This window comes from uncultured Massilia sp., from assembly GCF_913773735.1.
GTDB lineage: Bacteria > Pseudomonadota > Gammaproteobacteria > Burkholderiales > Burkholderiaceae_D > Telluria.
In genome coordinates, this window is sequence record NZ_CAJYEB010000010.1 from 1 (window position 1) to 15,838 (window position 15,838).

Annotated in this window: 11 protein-coding genes; 6 read left to right on the top strand and 5 right to left on the bottom strand. The window is 68.6% G+C overall.

All coding sequences use genetic code 11. From position 1 onward, the window contains the following. The 6 genes from QZ749_RS03485 to QZ749_RS03510 form a co-directional block, all read left to right on the top strand. A partial coding sequence (locus QZ749_RS03485; protein ID WP_296943276.1) for an Ig-like domain-containing protein occupies nucleotides 1-3,018 on the top strand: 3,018 nt, incomplete at its 5' end. Nucleotides 3,019-3,188: 170 nt separating this feature from the next. After that, nucleotides 3,189-4,130, top strand: a complete 942-nt coding sequence (locus QZ749_RS03490) for a DnaJ C-terminal domain-containing protein (RefSeq protein WP_296943279.1) — start codon at nucleotides 3,189-3,191, stop codon at nucleotides 4,128-4,130. Between the two features lie 3 nt (nucleotides 4,131-4,133). Continuing rightward, the gene (locus tag QZ749_RS03495; RefSeq protein WP_296943283.1) at nucleotides 4,134-4,454 is read left to right on the top strand and encodes a chaperone modulator CbpM; all 321 of its coding nucleotides are present in this window, start codon (nucleotides 4,134-4,136) and stop codon (nucleotides 4,452-4,454) included. A gap of 192 nt (nucleotides 4,455-4,646) precedes the next feature. Continuing rightward, nucleotides 4,647-5,999, top strand: coding sequence for an Nramp family divalent metal transporter (locus tag QZ749_RS03500; protein WP_296943286.1), 1,353 nt, complete (start codon nucleotides 4,647-4,649; stop codon nucleotides 5,997-5,999). Between the two features lie 90 nt (nucleotides 6,000-6,089). After that, nucleotides 6,090-6,659, top strand: a complete 570-nt coding sequence (locus tag QZ749_RS03505; protein ID WP_296943289.1) for a type 1 glutamine amidotransferase domain-containing protein — start codon at nucleotides 6,090-6,092, stop codon at nucleotides 6,657-6,659. A gap of 83 nt (nucleotides 6,660-6,742) precedes the next feature. Next, the gene (locus QZ749_RS03510; RefSeq protein WP_296943292.1) at nucleotides 6,743-7,330 is read left to right on the top strand and encodes a type 1 glutamine amidotransferase domain-containing protein; all 588 of its coding nucleotides are present in this window, start codon (nucleotides 6,743-6,745) and stop codon (nucleotides 7,328-7,330) included. A 160-nt stretch (nucleotides 7,331-7,490) separates the two neighbouring features. On the opposite strand, the gene QZ749_RS03515 is transcribed toward QZ749_RS03510, so the two are convergent. The 5 genes from QZ749_RS03515 to QZ749_RS03535 all read right to left on the bottom strand — a co-directional run bounded on the left by QZ749_RS03515 (nucleotide 7,491) and on the right by QZ749_RS03535 (nucleotide 15,045). Next, nucleotides 7,491-9,167 carry a TULIP family P47-like protein gene (locus QZ749_RS03515; RefSeq protein WP_296943294.1) on the bottom strand — a complete coding sequence of 559 codons (1,677 nt, stop codon included), beginning with the start codon at nucleotides 9,165-9,167 and terminating at the stop codon, nucleotides 7,491-7,493. 66 nt (nucleotides 9,168-9,233) lie between these two features. After that, nucleotides 9,234-10,553 (bottom strand): TULIP family P47-like protein, encoded by a 1,320-nt coding sequence (locus tag QZ749_RS03520; protein WP_296943295.1) that lies wholly within the window; start codon nucleotides 10,551-10,553, stop codon nucleotides 9,234-9,236. A gap of 97 nt (nucleotides 10,554-10,650) precedes the next feature. After that, nucleotides 10,651-11,034: a DUF1842 domain-containing protein gene (locus tag QZ749_RS03525; protein WP_296943298.1), complete on the bottom strand. Its 384-nt coding sequence runs from the start codon at nucleotides 11,032-11,034 to the stop codon at nucleotides 10,651-10,653. A gap of 274 nt (nucleotides 11,035-11,308) precedes the next feature. Continuing rightward, the gene (locus QZ749_RS03530) at nucleotides 11,309-11,674 is read right to left on the bottom strand and encodes a hypothetical protein (protein WP_296943300.1); all 366 of its coding nucleotides are present in this window, start codon (nucleotides 11,672-11,674) and stop codon (nucleotides 11,309-11,311) included. Beyond that, a complete protein-coding gene (locus QZ749_RS03535; RefSeq protein ID WP_296943302.1) occupies nucleotides 11,671-15,045 on the bottom strand; it encodes a winged helix-turn-helix domain-containing protein in 3,375 nt (1,124 codons plus the stop codon). Before QZ749_RS03535 ends, QZ749_RS03530 begins: the two co-directional genes overlap by 4 nt. Nucleotides 15,046-15,838 lie beyond the last annotated feature (793 nt).

Genomic DNA, 15,838 nt, shown 5'->3' on the forward strand with positions numbered 1-15,838 from the left:
AATAGCACTACGCCGCAATTCACCGGCACCGGCACCAGCGGCGACACCGTCACGCTGTACGACACCGACGGCACGACCGTGCTCGGCAGCGCCGTGGTGAACGGCGGCAAGTGGAGCATCACCAGCAGCACGCTGGACGACGGCGCGCATACCTTGACCGTCAAGCAGGCCAACGTGGCCGGTACGAGTTCGGCCGCCAGCACTGCCGTGACCTTCACCATCGACACCAGCGTGCCGGCTGCGCCGTCCACGCCGGCGATGACGGCCGGGACGGACACGGGTCTTTCCAGTTCGGATGGCGTCACCAGCAATACGACGCCGGTGTTCACCGGCACCGGCGAAATCGGCGCCACGGTCACGCTGTACGACACCAATGGCAGCACGGTGTTGGGCAATGCCACCGTCGACGGCAGCGGCAAGTGGAGCATTACCAGCAGCACGCTGTCGCAGGGCATGCACCAGGTGACGGCCAAGCAGGTCGATGCCGCCGGTAACGCGTCGGCCGCCGGCGGCGCGCTGTTCGTGGAAATCGACACCACGGCGCCGGACGCACCGGATGCGCCGGCACTGAGCGCGGGCAGCGACAGCGGCGTCGCCGGCGACCTGCTCACCAACGTCGCCACGCCGGTCGTCACCGGCATGGCCGAGGGCAATGCCAAGGTCAGGCTGTACGACACCGATGGCACCACGCTGCTGGGCACCACCACGGCCGACGGCACCGGCAAGTGGAGCATCACGAGTTCCACGCTGAGCAGCGGCAGCCACACCCTGACGGTCAAGCAGACGGACTTGGCGGGCAATGTCTCCAAGGCCAGCACGGGACTGACGCTCGAGATCGACACGTCGACGCCGGCGGCGCCGGGCGCGCCCGTGCTGGCGGCCGCCAGTGACAGCGGCGCCGCGGGCGACGACCGCACCAATGTCTCGACGCCGCAATTCACCGGTACCGGCACCAGCGGCGACACCGTCAAACTGTACGACACCGACGGCACGACCGTGCTCGGCAGCGCCGTGGTGGACGGCGGCGGCAAGTGGAGCATCACCAGCACGGCGCTGGCGGACGGCCCGCACACCTTGACCGTCAAGCAGTCGAACGCGGCCGGCACCAGTTCGGCCGCCAGCACGGGCCTTGCCGTCACCATCGATACCAGCGTGCCGGCCACCCTGTCCGCGCCGGTCCTGGCGCCTGCCAGCGACAGCGGCGCCGCCGGCGACGGCATCACCAACGCCACCAAGCCGGTCTTCACCGGTACCGGCGTGTCCGGCAACCTGGTCACCGTGTACGATACCGACGGCGTCACCGTGCTGGGCAGCGGCACGGTCGACGGCGACGGCAACTGGCGCGTCACCAGCAGCGCGCTGGCCGAGGGCATGCACGCGATCAGCGCCACGCAGACCAATGCGGCCGGCACGGTCTCCCTGGCGAGCAGCGCCTACAGCGTGACGGTAGACGCCACCGCGCCCGCCAACCTCAAGCTGTCCAACGGCTCGGTATTCAACACCGGCGCCGCCAACGCGCTCGTCGGCAGCCTCAGTGCGACCGATGCGGTCACGCTCGGCTACGCGCTGGTGGCCGGCAGCGGCGATACCGGGAATGCCTCCTTCAACATCGACGGCGGCAACCTGCGCCTGAGCAATCCGGCGCAGACCCCGGCCGGCAGCTACAGCGTGCGGGTGCAGGTGACGGATGCCGCCGGCAACAGCTACCAGCAAGTGCTGAGCGTGGTCGTGGTCGAACCCACGTCGACGCAAGTCTCCACGGTGGATGGCGTGCAGGTCCAGGTCACGCCGGTCGCGCTGCCGGGCGGCGGCACCGGCACGGCGGTGGTGGTGCCGGTGATCGGGGCCGACCGCACGGACACCGACGCCGCCTCTTCGAACGCCGACATTCCGCTGGTGGGTGCCGGCACCGGTGCCGCCCTGGTGGCGCACGTGCCGGTCGGTGTGGGCCTGCAGTCCAGCGGCGGTGCCGGCCAGCAGGCCGGCACGGCGCAGGACGTGCTGGTCGGCGCCATCCTGGCGCGCACGGCGGACAACACGGCGCAAGACCAGGCCCACCTGACCGGCAACGGCAAGGGTTTCCTGGCGCAGTTGCCGGCCAGCCAGCAGTTGCTGGTGAATACCGTGGTGGTGGAAGGCGGCGGCGCCGCGCCGCTGGTCCTGTCCGGCGCCGGCGGCACGCAGCAGACCGCGCTGGTGATCGATACCACCGGCGCCGCCAACGGCCAGGTCACGCTGGAAAACGTGTCGTTCGCGGCCCTGGTGGGCAAGGGCACCCTGAGCGGCGCGACCGACGGCCAGGTGCTGTCCGGCGACGCGGCGGCCCAGCATTTCGTGGTCGGCGGCGTCACCACGTCCACCGTGCACAGCGGCGGCGGCGACGACGTGCTGGAACTGACCGCCGCGGCGGCGTCGACCGGCACGGCGATCCCGGGCGGGCGGGCCGACACCGCGTCGCCGCGCGCCCTGCTGCTCGACGGCGGCACCGGCGCCGACACCGTCCAGCTGGGCCGCAACCAGGCCGACTACACGGTGGCGCGCAGCGACGGCCACGTGGTGGTGACGGACAAGGTCAGCGGCGTGGTCGCCACGCTCGTGAACGTCGAAGCGATCCACTTCGCCGATGCGACCCTGCAGCTGGACAGCCGCGCCGAACTCGGCACGTTGGCGGCGCTGTACCAGCACGTGCTGGGCCGCCAGGCCGACGTGGCGGGCTTCGAGTTCTGGGGCGCCAACCAGGGCGGGCACGCCGCCAGCCTGGGCGAGATCGCGGTCGGCATCCTGGGTTCGGCCGAAAGCGTGGCACGTGGAAATGTGCTGGATGGCAATGCGGGACATGACGTCGGCCTGTTGTACCAGGCCCTGTTCGGCCGCGCGGCCGACGCGGCCGGCGCCGCGTTCTGGACCGACGCCATGGCGCATGGCGCCACGCTGGCCCAGGTGGCGGACGGCATGCTGGCCTCGGCCGAGACGGCGGCGCATACGCTGGACGCGACGAACTGGAACCTGTTCTTCTGATGCCGCGCTGATCCGCTTCGGGATCGCTTGCAAACCCCGGTCCTCCTAGAAGACCGGGGTTTTTTTCATGGTCGGGCGCCGCCGCGCATCCGGCCATGGTTGAAAAGCAAGCACTCAGCCATCATCTGGCGTGCATCCATACCATCCAACCACCATCCAGGAGCAAGCTCGTGGAATACAAGGATTATTACCAGACACTTGGCGTCGACAAGGCCGCATCGCAAGCCGACATCAAGAAGGCCTACCGCAAACTGGTGCGGCAATACCACCCGGACGTCAGCAAGCACAAGGATGCCGACGCCAAGACCAAGGAACTCAACGAAGCCTACGACGTGCTGGGCGACGCGGAAAAGCGCGCCGCCTACGACGAGCTCGGCAAGGCGCCGCGTGGCGGACAGGGCGGTTTCCAGCCGCCGCCGGACTGGGGCACCCAGTTCGACTTTGCCGGCGCCGGCAGCGACGACTTCTTCAACGACCTGTTCGCCCACGTTGGCCGCCGCACGCGCGCCGGCGGGGCGGGCGCCGGCGCCGGTGGAGGATTCCGCATGCCCGGCGAGGACGTCCACGCGACGATCACCATCGACCTGCGCGACGCCTACCAGGGGGCCACGCGCACGATCGCCCTGCGCGTGCCACGGCACGACGAGCAGGGCCGCACGACCATGCAGGAGAAGACGCTCAGCGTGAACATCCCGAAAGGGGTAACGCCGGGCCAGCAGCTGCGCCTGTCCGGCCAGGGCCATCCCGGCGCCGGCGGCGGCGCCAGCGGCGACTTGTACCTGGAGATCCAGTTCGCACCCGATGCGCGCTACCGCGTCGAGGGGACGCACGTCTACCAGAACGTGCCGGTGACGCCCTGGGAGGCGGCGCTGGGCGCGTCGATCCCGGTGCAGACGCCGTCCGGCACGGTCGAGGTGACGGTGCCGCCCGGCTCGCAGGGCGGGCGCAAGCTGCGCCTGAAGGGACGCGGCATCCCGGCGGCGCAGCCGGGCGACCTGTACCTGATCCTGGAGGTCGTGCTGCCGCCGGCCAGCAGCGAGCGTGCGCGCGCGCTGTACGAGCAGATGGCGCGCGACCTGGCCTTCAATCCCCGTGAACGAGTAGGAGCATAAGCGATGGAACAGACGACGAGCCTGAGCGGCGTCCTGCTGGAGGACGCCGCGCTGACCCTGGAAGAACTGGCGCGCGCCTGCGACGTCGAACCCGACTGGGTGGTGCGCCACGTGCACGCCGGCGTGCTGGGCGGCGAGCCGGTGGTCGCCACCGTGCAGGTGACGAGCTGGCGCTTTCGCAGCAACGACCTGGCGCGCGCGCGCCGCCTGCTGCGGGTCGAGCGCGATTTCGACGCCAACGAAGACCTGGCGGCGCTGGTGGTCGACATGACGGACGAGATCCGGCGCCTGCGGGCGCGCCTGCGGGTGCTCGGGATCGAGTGAGCCGCCGGTAGTGCGGACGGTGATGGTGGGCTCGGGGAGTCCACCCTACGGCATCTCGGCGGACCGTAGGGTGGGCACCCCGTGCCCACCATCCACGCAGGCGCTACGCGATCACCGGAACGGACCGTCCACACGGCCAGTCCAGCCAACCCCGGCCTTGCGATAGAATCGACCCAACTATCGCAAGCGCCCATGTTCAAGCTCCCCACCACCGCCACCGCCCCGTTCTGCCCGTCCGAAGTCTCCGGTACCGTCGCCGTCCCGGACGGCATCCCGTTCTGGAAGAAAGTCCTGCGCTACGCCGGCCCCGGCCTGCTCGTCTCGGTCGGCTACATGGATCCCGGCAACTGGGCCACCGCCATCCAGGGCGGCTCCCAGTTCGGCTACGACCTGCTGTTCGTCGTGGTCCTGTCCAGCCTGGCCGCCATCGTGCTGCAATGCCTGAGCGCGCGCCTGGGCCTGGTCACCGGCAAGGACCTGGCCGTGCATTGCCGCGAGCAATACCACCCGCACGCGGCCAAGGGATTGTGGGTGTTCGCCGAACTGTCGATCGTCGCCTGCGACCTGGCCGAGGTGCTCGGCTGCGCGCTCGCCTTCCACCTGCTGCTGGGCGTCTCGCTGCCCGCGGGCGTGGCGCTGACCGCGCTCGACACGCTGATCGTGCTCGGCCTGAAGGGCAAGGGCTTCCGCCAGCTGGAAGCGATCGTGCTGGGCCTGATCGCCACCATCGGCATCTGCCTGTTCGCCGAGCTGGCGCTGGTCAAGCCCGACCTGCACGCGGTGCTGGCGGGCGTCGTGCCCTCGCTGCAGAAGATCGCCGACCGCGACGCCCTGTACCTCGCCATCGGCATCCTCGGCGCCACCGTGATGCCGCACAACCTCTACCTGCACTCCTCGGTGGTGCAGACGCGCGTCGTGCGCCGCGGCGCCGGTTCCGGTCCCGGCGCCGCTCCCGGCGCAACGGCGCGCCTGCAGGAAGCGATCGGCATGTCGCGCATCGACACCATCGTCTCGCTGGGCCTGGCGCTGTTCATCAACGGCGCCATCCTGGTGCTGGCCGCGGCCGCGTTCCACAAGCCGGGCGGCGGCAACGTGATGGAGATCGACCAGGCCTACTACCTGCTGGCGCCGGTGGCCGGCACCGCGCTGGCGGCGGTCCTGTTCGGCCTGGCGCTGCTGGCGTCCGGCCAGAGCTCGACCTTCACCGGCACCATCGCCGGCCAGGTCATCATGGAAGGCTTCCTGCAGCTCAGGATTCCCTGCTGGCAACGACGCCTGATCACGCGCGGCCTGGCGCTGGCCCCGGCCATGGTCGGCGTGCTGACGCTGGGCGACCATGCGGTCGGCACGATGCTGGTCGGCAGCCAGGTCGTGCTGAGCCTGCAATTGCCGTTCGCGATGTATCCGCTGATCCGGCTGACCGGACGGCGCGACCTGATGGGCGGGTTCGCGAATGCCTGGTGGACGGCGGCGCTGTCCTGGTGCCTGTTCGTCGTGATTTCCTGCGCGAACATGTGGATGGTGTGGCAGGCCGTCGGCGGCTGAGCGCCACGCATGCGCGCGCCGCCGCCAGGCGCACGCATCTACAATCGGATCTCCCGCTAGCCCATTCACCAACGCTAACAAGGAGTTCACATGGCACAAGCACAAGCACAGGCCCTGCAGGGCAAACGCGTCGCGATCCTGATGACCGACGGCGTCGAACAGGTCGAATACACCGAACCGCGCAGCTTCCTCGAGCAGCAGGGCGCCCAGGTCACGCTGGTCTCGCCCAAGTCCACCGGCGACGAGATCCAGGGCTTCGACCACCTCACCCCGGACAAGAAGTTCAAGGTCGAGCTCGACGTGCGCGATGCCCGTCCGGCCGATTTCGACGCGCTGGTGCTGCCGGGTGGCGTCGCCAACCCGGACCAGCTGCGCCTGTCGATGGAAGCGATCACCTTCATCCGCGAGTTCGGGCGCGAGAACAAGCCGATCGCCGCGATCTGCCATGGTCCGTGGACGCTGATCGACGCCGACCTCGTCAACGGCAAGAAGGTCACCAGCTGGCCGACGCTGCAGCTCGACCTGCAGAACGCCGGCGCCGAGTGGTCGGACGAGCAGGTGGTCGTCGACGGCAAGCTCGTCACCAGCCGCAAGCCGGACGACATCCCGGCCTTCAACCAGGCCATCCTCGACGAGCTGAAGGGCCAGACGAAGCATTGACCCCGGCGCGCCGTGCGCCGCCATCGCCGCGTCGTGCCTAGAATGGATGGTCATGGATGACCGTCCGCGGTCGAGGAGGTGTGATGGAACAACTGTCCAGCAAGCCCCTGGAGGGCAAGCGCGTCGCCATGCTGATGACGGATGGCGTCGAACAGATCGAGTACACGAGCCCGCGCGCCTATCTCGAGGAGCGCGGCGCCACCGTCGTGCTGCTGGCGCCCAAGCCGGCGGGCGCCACCGTCCAGGGCTTCCACCACCTGCAGCCGGCCGATACGTTCCGCGTCGAGCTGGACGTGGCCGATGCCCGGCCCATGGATTTCGACGCCCTGGTGCTGCCGGGCGGCGTCGCCAACCCGGACCAGTTGCGCATGAGCCGCGCCGCCATCGATTTCATCCGCGACTTCGACGTCGAGGACAAGATGGTGGCGGCCATCTGCCACGGCCCCTGGACGCTGATCGACGCCGGCATCGCCCAGGCCAAGCACCTGACCAGCTGGCCCAGCCTGAAGCGCGACCTCCTCAACGCGGGCGCCGAATGGACCGACGAGGCGGTGGTGATCGACGCCCGGCTCGTCACCAGCCGCAAGCCGGACGACTTGCCGGCGTTTAACGATGCGATCTTCAAGGAGCTGATGGTGGCGGCGGGGACGGATCCGGGGCCGACGTCCTGAACGATACGGTCCAGCCCCGCTGGCTGCAGGCTGGCTGCCGAGATATCCCTGCCGGCTCGTACGCCCGTTCAGGCAGGATCGTTGCCCATGCTTCGCCACGGCGCATGGCCTGGAAGCCTCCCGGGCTCCGGCGCAACGGCCGGAGCGACGCCGCTACCGCTCAGGCATCCATCGCCAGGCCGATCACCAGGCTGCTCCTGAAGCTGGCATTGACCAGTTTGTAGTCGGCCAGCCCCGGCCAGACCGACGCGCCGATGCAGTTCGCGGCGAACGTGTCGAACGCCGGGATCTTGTCGTAGTCCATGGCCGTGATCGCCTTCGCGATGCCGATAGCGCCCGAGCCGGCGCCCGCGATCGCGCCCGTCAGGCCGACGGCCAGGCGGAACTTGGACGAGGTGAAGATGCCGGACTTCTGCACCTGGGCCGCGTCTTCCGGGTCTTCGGCGCCTTCGTCGGCATTGTCGGCGCCGGCGTCGTTCTCTTCCGCCAGCGCTTCCGGGTTCTCGGCCGCGGCCGTTTCGACTTCCTCGGCGTCCAGCACGATGTTCGCGGTGTTTTCGCCCGCGTCCACCGCCACGTCGGCCGCCGCCGACAAGGCCGAACCGATCGCGCTGGCGGCGCACAGCACGCCGGCGACGGCCGCCACGGCGCCCATCACGATCTCGGCGATCTGCAGTCCTTCCGAGAGGCTGACGTTGGACGTCACGGTCGGATTGCCGAAGCCCTTGATGTCCGGGATGAAGACGTAATTGCCGTTCTTGGCCTGCACCGTGCTGTAGGTGAATTTCTGCGTCAGGTTCATGTGCACGGTGACGCCGGGCGACGTCTCGTAGTTGGCGTTGGTGATTTCCAGGTAGATGTAGGTGTCGTCGGCGCGCAGCGTGAAGTTGTTCTTGGCGATCCGCGGGCTGATCACGCCATGCTCGGTCTGGAAATTGCCCCAGACCAGGTCGTTGACGTTGGTGACCGACAGGCCGTCCGTGCTGAAGCCGAAGTCGCTCGCCCTGGAACCCTGGATGGTGGCGACGGCGCCGCCCAGCAGCATGTTCTGCGCCACCATCGATTCGCTGATGACGAAGGCGGAGTTGGCGTTGCCCGGCAGGTTGAGCAGGGCGCGCACGTCGACCGCCTGCTGCATGGTCGGCTGGATCGGGTTGTTCTGCACCATCGCGATCAGCCCGAAGGCGCTGTTCTCGATGCTGCCGTCCTCGGGCGAGGCGACGGCGTACTGGAACGCCGTCGGCTTGATCCACTGGAACCCGTCCTTGTCGGCGACTTCGTTCAGGTTCATCACCGCGAACACGTGGTTGAACTGGCCGATGCTGGCGTTGAAATAGTTCTTGAAGACGGTGTCCAGCACGTCCTGCAGGAGCTGGCTGATCACGTCCGGGTAGTGCGACGAGATGATCGACACGGCCGGATCCAGGCCCTTGCCGCTGGTGGCCACCACCAGCGACTGGGCCGTGCCGGACGACTTCGCGGTCGGGTCGTTGACGGGATCCTTGGCGGCTACCGTCTGCAGGTTGACCTGGATGACGACCGAGGCGGTGTCCAGGACGCCGCTCTGGCCGTCGCCGCTCGCCGTGCCGGTCTCGACGATGCACTGCATCTGCACGTCCGGTCCCGAGCCGCCCGGGCACAGCTGCCAGGACTTCCATTTGCCCTGGATGGTGATGCCGGTGACGTCCTTGAATTCGAAGCTGTCCGGGTAGCTCTTCTGGGCCAGGATGGCCTTGTTCACCACCGGGAACGAAGCGATGTACGCGGTGTCCCAGCCGAACGTGCTGACGGACGTGTCCGCGGTGTCGAGCGTGCTCGTTTCGGAATAATTCCCCATCTTGTTCTCCTGTCGGTATGCGGATGACGTAGTTGGATGATGTGTGCGGATGCGGTGCGGCCGCGCTCAGGCGAGGCTGCCCTGCATGTACACGTTGTCGGCGAGCCCGCCGGCGTCCACGGTGATGCCGCCCTGGCCGTTCCAGCTGACCAGGCCGGGCGCCACCATGCCGAGCGCACGCGCGGTCTTGGCGTCGGTCACGTTGCCGGCCGAGTTTTCGATGGCCAGGCTGACCGCCTCGATCACCACGTTCATGATGCCCAGCGTTAAACCGCCGATCACTTTTTCCCAGCATGGGATGTGCGAGTCCTGCGTGGTCGCCATGTGCGGATCGTTCTGGAACGTCAGCGTGCGGGTGCCCGGATCGAAGACCGCGGGATTGTTCGACGTGACGGAGTTCGTGACGTAGGCCTGGCTCAGGCCGGTGATGTCGGTGGTGGTCGCCACATAGCAGCGCATGGACGCGTCGTCGATCTCGTAGCGCAGGTCGGTGACTTGCGGCGTGTAGTCGATCAGGCCGACCCGTACCGCATCCAGGCTGAAGCCTTCCGCCAGGCCGATCGTATTGTCCTGGTTCAGGCGCAGGTCGACTGGCTGGCAATTGCCCCGGAACGCCGCCGGCAAGGACGGCAGGATCACGTTGCGCATGAAGGACCTGGCCGACAGCACGAAGCCGAAATCCTTGCCTTGCAGCAGGCGCGTGTCGAAGTCGCGCGGCAGCGCGTCCGTCGGGCTATTGTCGAGCACGCCCAGGATGGCGATGCCGCCCAGCGTGTCGTCGTCGTGTTCCTGGTACGCATAGGCGCACGAGACGGGCGTCAGCCAGTCGGCGTTCTGGCCGGTAGGCACCGGCAGCACGTCGGCGAACACGAAGCCGAGCTGCGCCGCATTCGCGACGAATACCCGGCCCAGGCCGGTCGCCAGCAGCGCGGCGCCCAGGGCGGCTTCTTCCCGTTGCGCTTCGGGCAGCTTGTTCAGCGTTCCCGAGATGTCGGGGCTGACGACCGTCACGGCGCCCGGCGTCGTGTCGCCTTTCTGCTTGCCTGCAGTCGTGCAGTTGAAGACCAGCGAGCGCATGATCGCCTGGCTCTTGCCTTTCGGCAGGGCCAACTGCATCTGCACCAGCGGCACCGCGCCGTCGAGCGGGATGGTCGCGTTGTCGATGGTCTTGAACAGCGCCGTGCCGTGCACGATCGGCGTCACGAACTGGAGCAGGGCGCCGCCACCGCCCGGCACGATCTGCCAGGGACCGAAGGTGCCCGTCAGCCTGACGACGGCATCCTCGTAGTCGAATGAGGTGATGAGCTTGTCAGCTTCCTGCACCAGTCGCTTGTTGATGTAGTTCCCGGAACTGGCGTAGACCACGTCCCAGCCATAATTGTCCATGTCGCGCCCTTCGATGTGTGGGTTGGGACCTCGCTGCCGTCGATGCCGGCGTGCGGATGCGGACGTGCCGGCGGCGCGCCCGCATCGCGCCACCGCCTTACTGGCTGATCATCTTGAGCGGCACGTGGTCGACGTGGACGTTGGCATAGCTGAAGCCGCCGGTGCCGGTCCAGTCCTTGGTGATGGCGAGGTGGGCCTCGAACGGGATCTCGATGGGCATCGGGCCGTCCGCATGGATCATGCCGGTCAGCGCGGCCACCTGCGTGACCTCGCCCAGGCCGGTCGAAAACATGGTGCCCTGCACCGGACCGCTGTAGTTGCCGCCCTGCGTGGCCTGGGTGATCTCGACGTAGCCGGTGATCTTGCGGCTGGCCGGCGTGACGACCAGCGCGAGGCTGGCCACCGGCGCGCCGGGCAGGCCGACGTTGCCGAGCACGCATTTCACCAGATAGGCACTTGCAATCGCATTTTGGTTGGACATGGTGTTCCCCAGTGTGGATGAATGATCCCTACTCGTATGGCTTTTCGGGTGACCGCCCCGGGCTTGCCGTCGATGGATGCCGACCGGCAACCGGCGGAAGCCACTGTAGGGGAACGGCCGGCCGAAAGCCTTCCGCTTTCCTTTCGGACGCCAAGTCGATGTTTTTATGGGGAAAGTCTTCCGGACGGGAAGGTTGCGGGAAGGTCGTGGACGACAAAAAAGGCCGCAAGTTTGCGGCCTGTCAAAGCGGGCGCCGGGGCGCCGTGCTTGGAGTTCAGGGGATATTGCCTTCCTGCGGATCGAAGCGGACCGTCGCGCCCGTGATCATGTTCTTGTAGACGATGTAGAAGTTGAAGCGCTCCGGCGTCACCGGCGTGCGGAACAGCGTCATGATCGACAGGTCGTCCGGGCCGGCGATCGTGTCCAGCGCCGGCGCGCCGGCCGGGTTCGGCTCGGTGCCGACGATCGTCCAGCCGTTGCGGGTCGCCGCGTAATCGAGGAGGAACAGCGTATTGGTGTCTTCTTTCTGGTACAGGTCGCACGTGGCGCTGGCGCTGCGGGTCAGGCCGTCGTTCGGCGACCAGTAGCTGTAGGCGACCTGCGCATCGTTCTCGTGGCGGCCGGAGAGCGAAATCGTCACGGTACGTTGTGCAATTGCATATTCCATGATGTTCCCTTCGTAATGGTGGTGGGTGACAGGGACTGCATGAACGCCGAGTCCCGGTAGCCGGCGTGCTGCAGGCGTGCGATCGCGGTGCCGGCGGCCGCGTCGGTTCCCAGGCAACGGTGGATGCGTACCCAGGGCGCCAGGATGTGGAAATCGTGCGAAGCCGCCGCGATGTCTTCGAGCAGGCCGGCGGCACGGGCGCAGGCGCTGCGCTGCGCGGCGGCATCGTGGGCCGCCGCGCCGGCCTGCGCCGCGACCAGCAGGGCCTCGGCCGTGGCCAGGCGCAGCGTGCGGTTGTCCGGATCGCGCCGGTACAGGGCGTCCAGCGCTTGCAGCGCCGCGTCCGCCCGGCGCCGCGCGTCGTCGACCCGGCCGTCGCGCAGCAGCGCCGCCGCCAGGCGCAGGCCGGCCAGGCCAGCGCGCCGCGCCCAGGTGGCATTGTGCGGATCCGCCTGCACCAGGGCGGCCAGGCGCGCGTGGATGCCGGCCAGGCGCGCGGCGGGACCGGCCGTCCCGCCCACCGGTGCGCCGCTCGTTTCGTTATCCGGGCCGCCGGCGCGGGCCAGCACCGACTGCTCTTCCATCTCGATGGACGCGAGTTCACCCTGCCATGCGAGGTTGAGCCTGTCCTGCTCGACCAGCGTCGCCGCCAGCCGCCGCGCCTGCCGGTAGTCGTCCAGCGCCTGCCCGTCCTCGCCCTGGGCCAGGCGGATGGCGCCGCGATGCTGCAGCGCCCGGACCTCGCGGTTGACCCACAGCGCATCGCCCGGCGCGGCCGCGCGCAGGCGCCGTACGATCGCCATCTCCTGGGCATAATGGCCGGCGGCGGCGCCCAGTTCGCCCAGGGCTTCCTTGGCCGAGCCCAGCCAGGAATAGCTGTCGGCCAGCTCCGCCGCCAGCATGCGCGAGTCCGGCTGCCGGGCCAGCGCGCGGCGCTTGAGGGCGATCGATTCCGCGAACTCGGCGGCGGCGCGGGCGGGATCGCCGCGCGTCGCCGCCAGCGAACCCAGGTTGTTGCGCGCATAGGATTGCTCGATCCAGCACTCGACGTCGTCCGGCCGCAGCCGCTGCAGGGCGTCGCTGTACTGCTTGTACTGGCGCCACCACGCTTCGGCCCGGGCGAGGTCGTTCTGGTCCTTGCCCAGCTGTCCCAGCCAGTAGACGGCGGCGCCCAGCGGTTTCAGCACGTCGGCGTCCCGCGGCGCGGCGGCGTACCGGCGCGCCAGGATCGCGTGGGCGGCGCCGAAGGCCTCGGCCGCGGCGCGCGAGTCGCCGCGCGCGCGCCGCACCTCGCCGATGACCAGCAGGGCGCGCGCGCGCTGGGTCGGCCCGGCGCCGCCGGCCTCGCCGGCACCGGGCGAGCCCAGGTAGTCCAGGGCCCTGGCGCTGACGCCGTCCAGCAGGTCGAGCCGGCCCAGCGGCCGCAGCCGGTCGGCGAAATCGCCCAGCATATATCCCACCAGGCCCTCCGCTTCGACGCGCCGTCGTTCGGCCAGCCGGCGCGCGTCGTTGGCGCTGATGCCCAGCGCGGCCGCCAGCAGCGCCAGCAGCACGATGGCCGCCATGGCCAGCATGCGCAGGCGCTCGCGCCGGCGCGCGCGGCGCGCCGACAGGTCGATGAACTGCGCCTCGTCGTCGGACAGCGTGAAGGCAACGTCGTCGCGCAGCGCCCGGGCGGCCTCGAGCTGCCTGCCGCTGGGCAGCAGCAGGTCGGGGGAGCGCCCTTCGCCTGCCCAGCGCTGCGCGAGCTGGGCCAGGCGGGCGCGCTCGAGCAGGGCGCCCTTGTGCTCGTCGATCCAGGCGCGCATGCGCGGCCAGCGCCGCAGCAGCGCCTCGTGGGCGATGCCGAAGCCGGCCACGCCGCCCACCAGGTCGCTGACGAACAGCCGCGCCGCGACCAGCGCTTCGACCACCCGGCGCTCGGCCTCGTCGCGCAGCGAGGACCAGGGCGCGCGCCGGCCGGTCGCGGTCTCCTCGTTGGGGGCCAGCACGACCACCAGCGACATCACGCGGGCCAGCGCCGCCTTCTCGGCCGCGCCGAACTGCGCCACGGTCTGCTCGGCGCGCTGGGCGATGGCGCCCTCGACCCCGCCGAGCTGGACGTAGGCGTCAAAGCCGAGTTCGCCGTCCGCGCTGCGCATCCGGTACAGCTCCTGCAGGCAGTACTGCAGCAGCGGCAGCACGTCGGGACGCGCGGCGGCGCTGTCGCACAGGACGTCGTCCAGGCGCGCATGCGTGTGCGGATCGGTGCCGAAGCGCAGCCCGGCGGCGGCGGCCGGCAGGCGTATGATCCGGGCGATGTCGGCGAAGCCGGGCGGCCCAAGGTCGAAATGCGCCCCGGCGGGTTTGCCGCGCATCAGTACGGGATGCCGGGCGATGTGCGGGTAGAAGTCGTTGCGGCAACCGATGACGACCAGCATCGCCCGGCTGGCGGCGAGGTGCTCGACCAGCACCAGCAGCGCATCGCGCTCCGCGGCCGACATCCGTCCGGCGGCGAACACGGCCTCGAAGTGGTCGATGAACAGCCCGAAGCGCCGCGGGGCCGCGTCCGGCGGCGCGCCATCCCGCGGCGGCGCGGGCAGGCAGGCTTCGAGCTGGCGTACGACCTCGTGCGGCCGGTGCTCCAGCCATTCCCCGAGGGCGACCGCGCTGGCGCCGGGGAAGACGCAGGCATCGTCGTGTTCGAGGTCGAGCAGGGCGCTGGCGAGCGCGGTGAACACGCCCTGCTCGCCGTGTTCGGCGATGTCGAAGGTCGTCGCCGACAGCAGCGCCAGGCCCGCGCCGGCATGGGCGCCCAGGGCCGGGAGCAGGCCGGCGCGCACCAGCGAGCTCTTGCCCGATCCGCTGGGGCCGAGCACGAGCGCCAGCGCGAACCCGGCCCGCACCTGGGCCTCGACCGCGGCGACCAGGCGCCGGCGCGCCTCGTCGCGGCCGAAGAACACCCGGGCATGTTCCTCGTCGAAGGCATGCAGGCCGCGAAACGGCGAACCGTCACCCCACGAGGGCAGGGCGGGCGCCGCGTCGCGATCGAAGTCGACGGCGGCCAGCGTGCGGTAGCCGCGCTTGCGCACCGTCTCGATGTAGACCGGGGCCGTCGGCGTGTCGCCGAGGATGCGGCGCAGCTGGGTCAGCGTCTTGTGCAGCGGGTTGTCGCCATAGACGTGGGTGCGCCAGCACTTGCTCAGCAATTCTTCCGCGCTGACGATGTTCCCGGCCGCCTGGCACAGCACGACCAGCACATCCATCGCCCGCGGCTCCATCTGGCGGCGCTCGCCCGCCCGCTCCACGCTGTTCGTCGGCGGATCGACCTGCCAGGCGCCGAAACGGAATCGTCCTGTCTTCATGCGGAGCGGGCTCGCGGTGGTTGGATGTCAGAAGGATAACGTCTTTATATGATATATTGCATATAAACAATTGTGGAAAAAATATTGAGTTGCGCCAGTTTTCGGCTTCCGCGGCGCATGCGTGCCGTCGTACAGGAATGATACCCCTTGGAAATTGGCAAAATCCTATCCAATGTTCACCGCGTGCGGTGGCGGGGCCGGAAATGAAAAAACCCGCGCGATGGCGGGTTTTTTGGGGCCGTGTGTCCGGCCCGGAGAATCTTGGTGGAGGCGGAGGCTATTGAACAATGGGCGGAAAGGCGCTGTTCATGCGGCTCTTAGAATTTTTCGGTCCGCATATACCGTCATAAGTACCGCCAAAAATGTGAGCCGTTTGATCGGATCTATCGATCTGAAGAGCTACTGCTCCCTCAAGTCAGCAGTGCCATATTCTCATACGGTCGATTCGCTCGAGGGATGAAATGTTGTCGATGCGCAACTCCGACACTTGCTTTTCCTCGATTCTCGAATGACTGATTCCTCTCCAATTATTGCTTTAATTCCAATAATAAATTAACTAACAACCCCCTTAGACGGAGGCCGTGACTAGAGAATTTGCCGGGTCCGAACTACCCTTGACTGGATAAGTCGCGGGAAGTACCTAATCCGGGGAGGGAGGGACGTCCCTTTTTTTATGGTGGCACCGGTGGCAAATTAAAATTTTCTCGTAAGTATTTGATTAAAAGAGGGAAATCCGCCACCACAATTTGCCACCGATTGTCTCCAAAACTTGGTGGCACCGGTGGCAAACATC

Coding starts and splice junctions, on each gene's coding strand:
- QZ749_RS03495 (WP_296943283.1), top strand. CDS start 4,134: ATGGAACAGACGACGAGCCTGAGCGGCGTCCTGCTGGAGGACGCCGCG.
- QZ749_RS03500 (WP_296943286.1), top strand. CDS start 4,647: ATGTTCAAGCTCCCCACCACCGCCACCGCCCCGTTCTGCCCGTCCGAA.
- QZ749_RS03505 (WP_296943289.1), top strand. CDS start 6,090: ATGGCACAAGCACAAGCACAGGCCCTGCAGGGCAAACGCGTCGCGATC.
- QZ749_RS03510 (WP_296943292.1), top strand. CDS start 6,743: ATGGAACAACTGTCCAGCAAGCCCCTGGAGGGCAAGCGCGTCGCCATG.
- QZ749_RS03515 (WP_296943294.1), bottom strand. CDS start 9,167: ATGGGGAATTATTCCGAAACGAGCACGCTCGACACCGCGGACACGTCC.
- QZ749_RS03520 (WP_296943295.1), bottom strand. CDS start 10,553: ATGGACAATTATGGCTGGGACGTGGTCTACGCCAGTTCCGGGAACTAC.
- QZ749_RS03525 (WP_296943298.1), bottom strand. CDS start 11,034: ATGTCCAACCAAAATGCGATTGCAAGTGCCTATCTGGTGAAATGCGTG.
- QZ749_RS03535 (WP_296943302.1), bottom strand. CDS start 15,045: ATGAAGACAGGACGATTCCGTTTCGGCGCCTGGCAGGTCGATCCGCCG.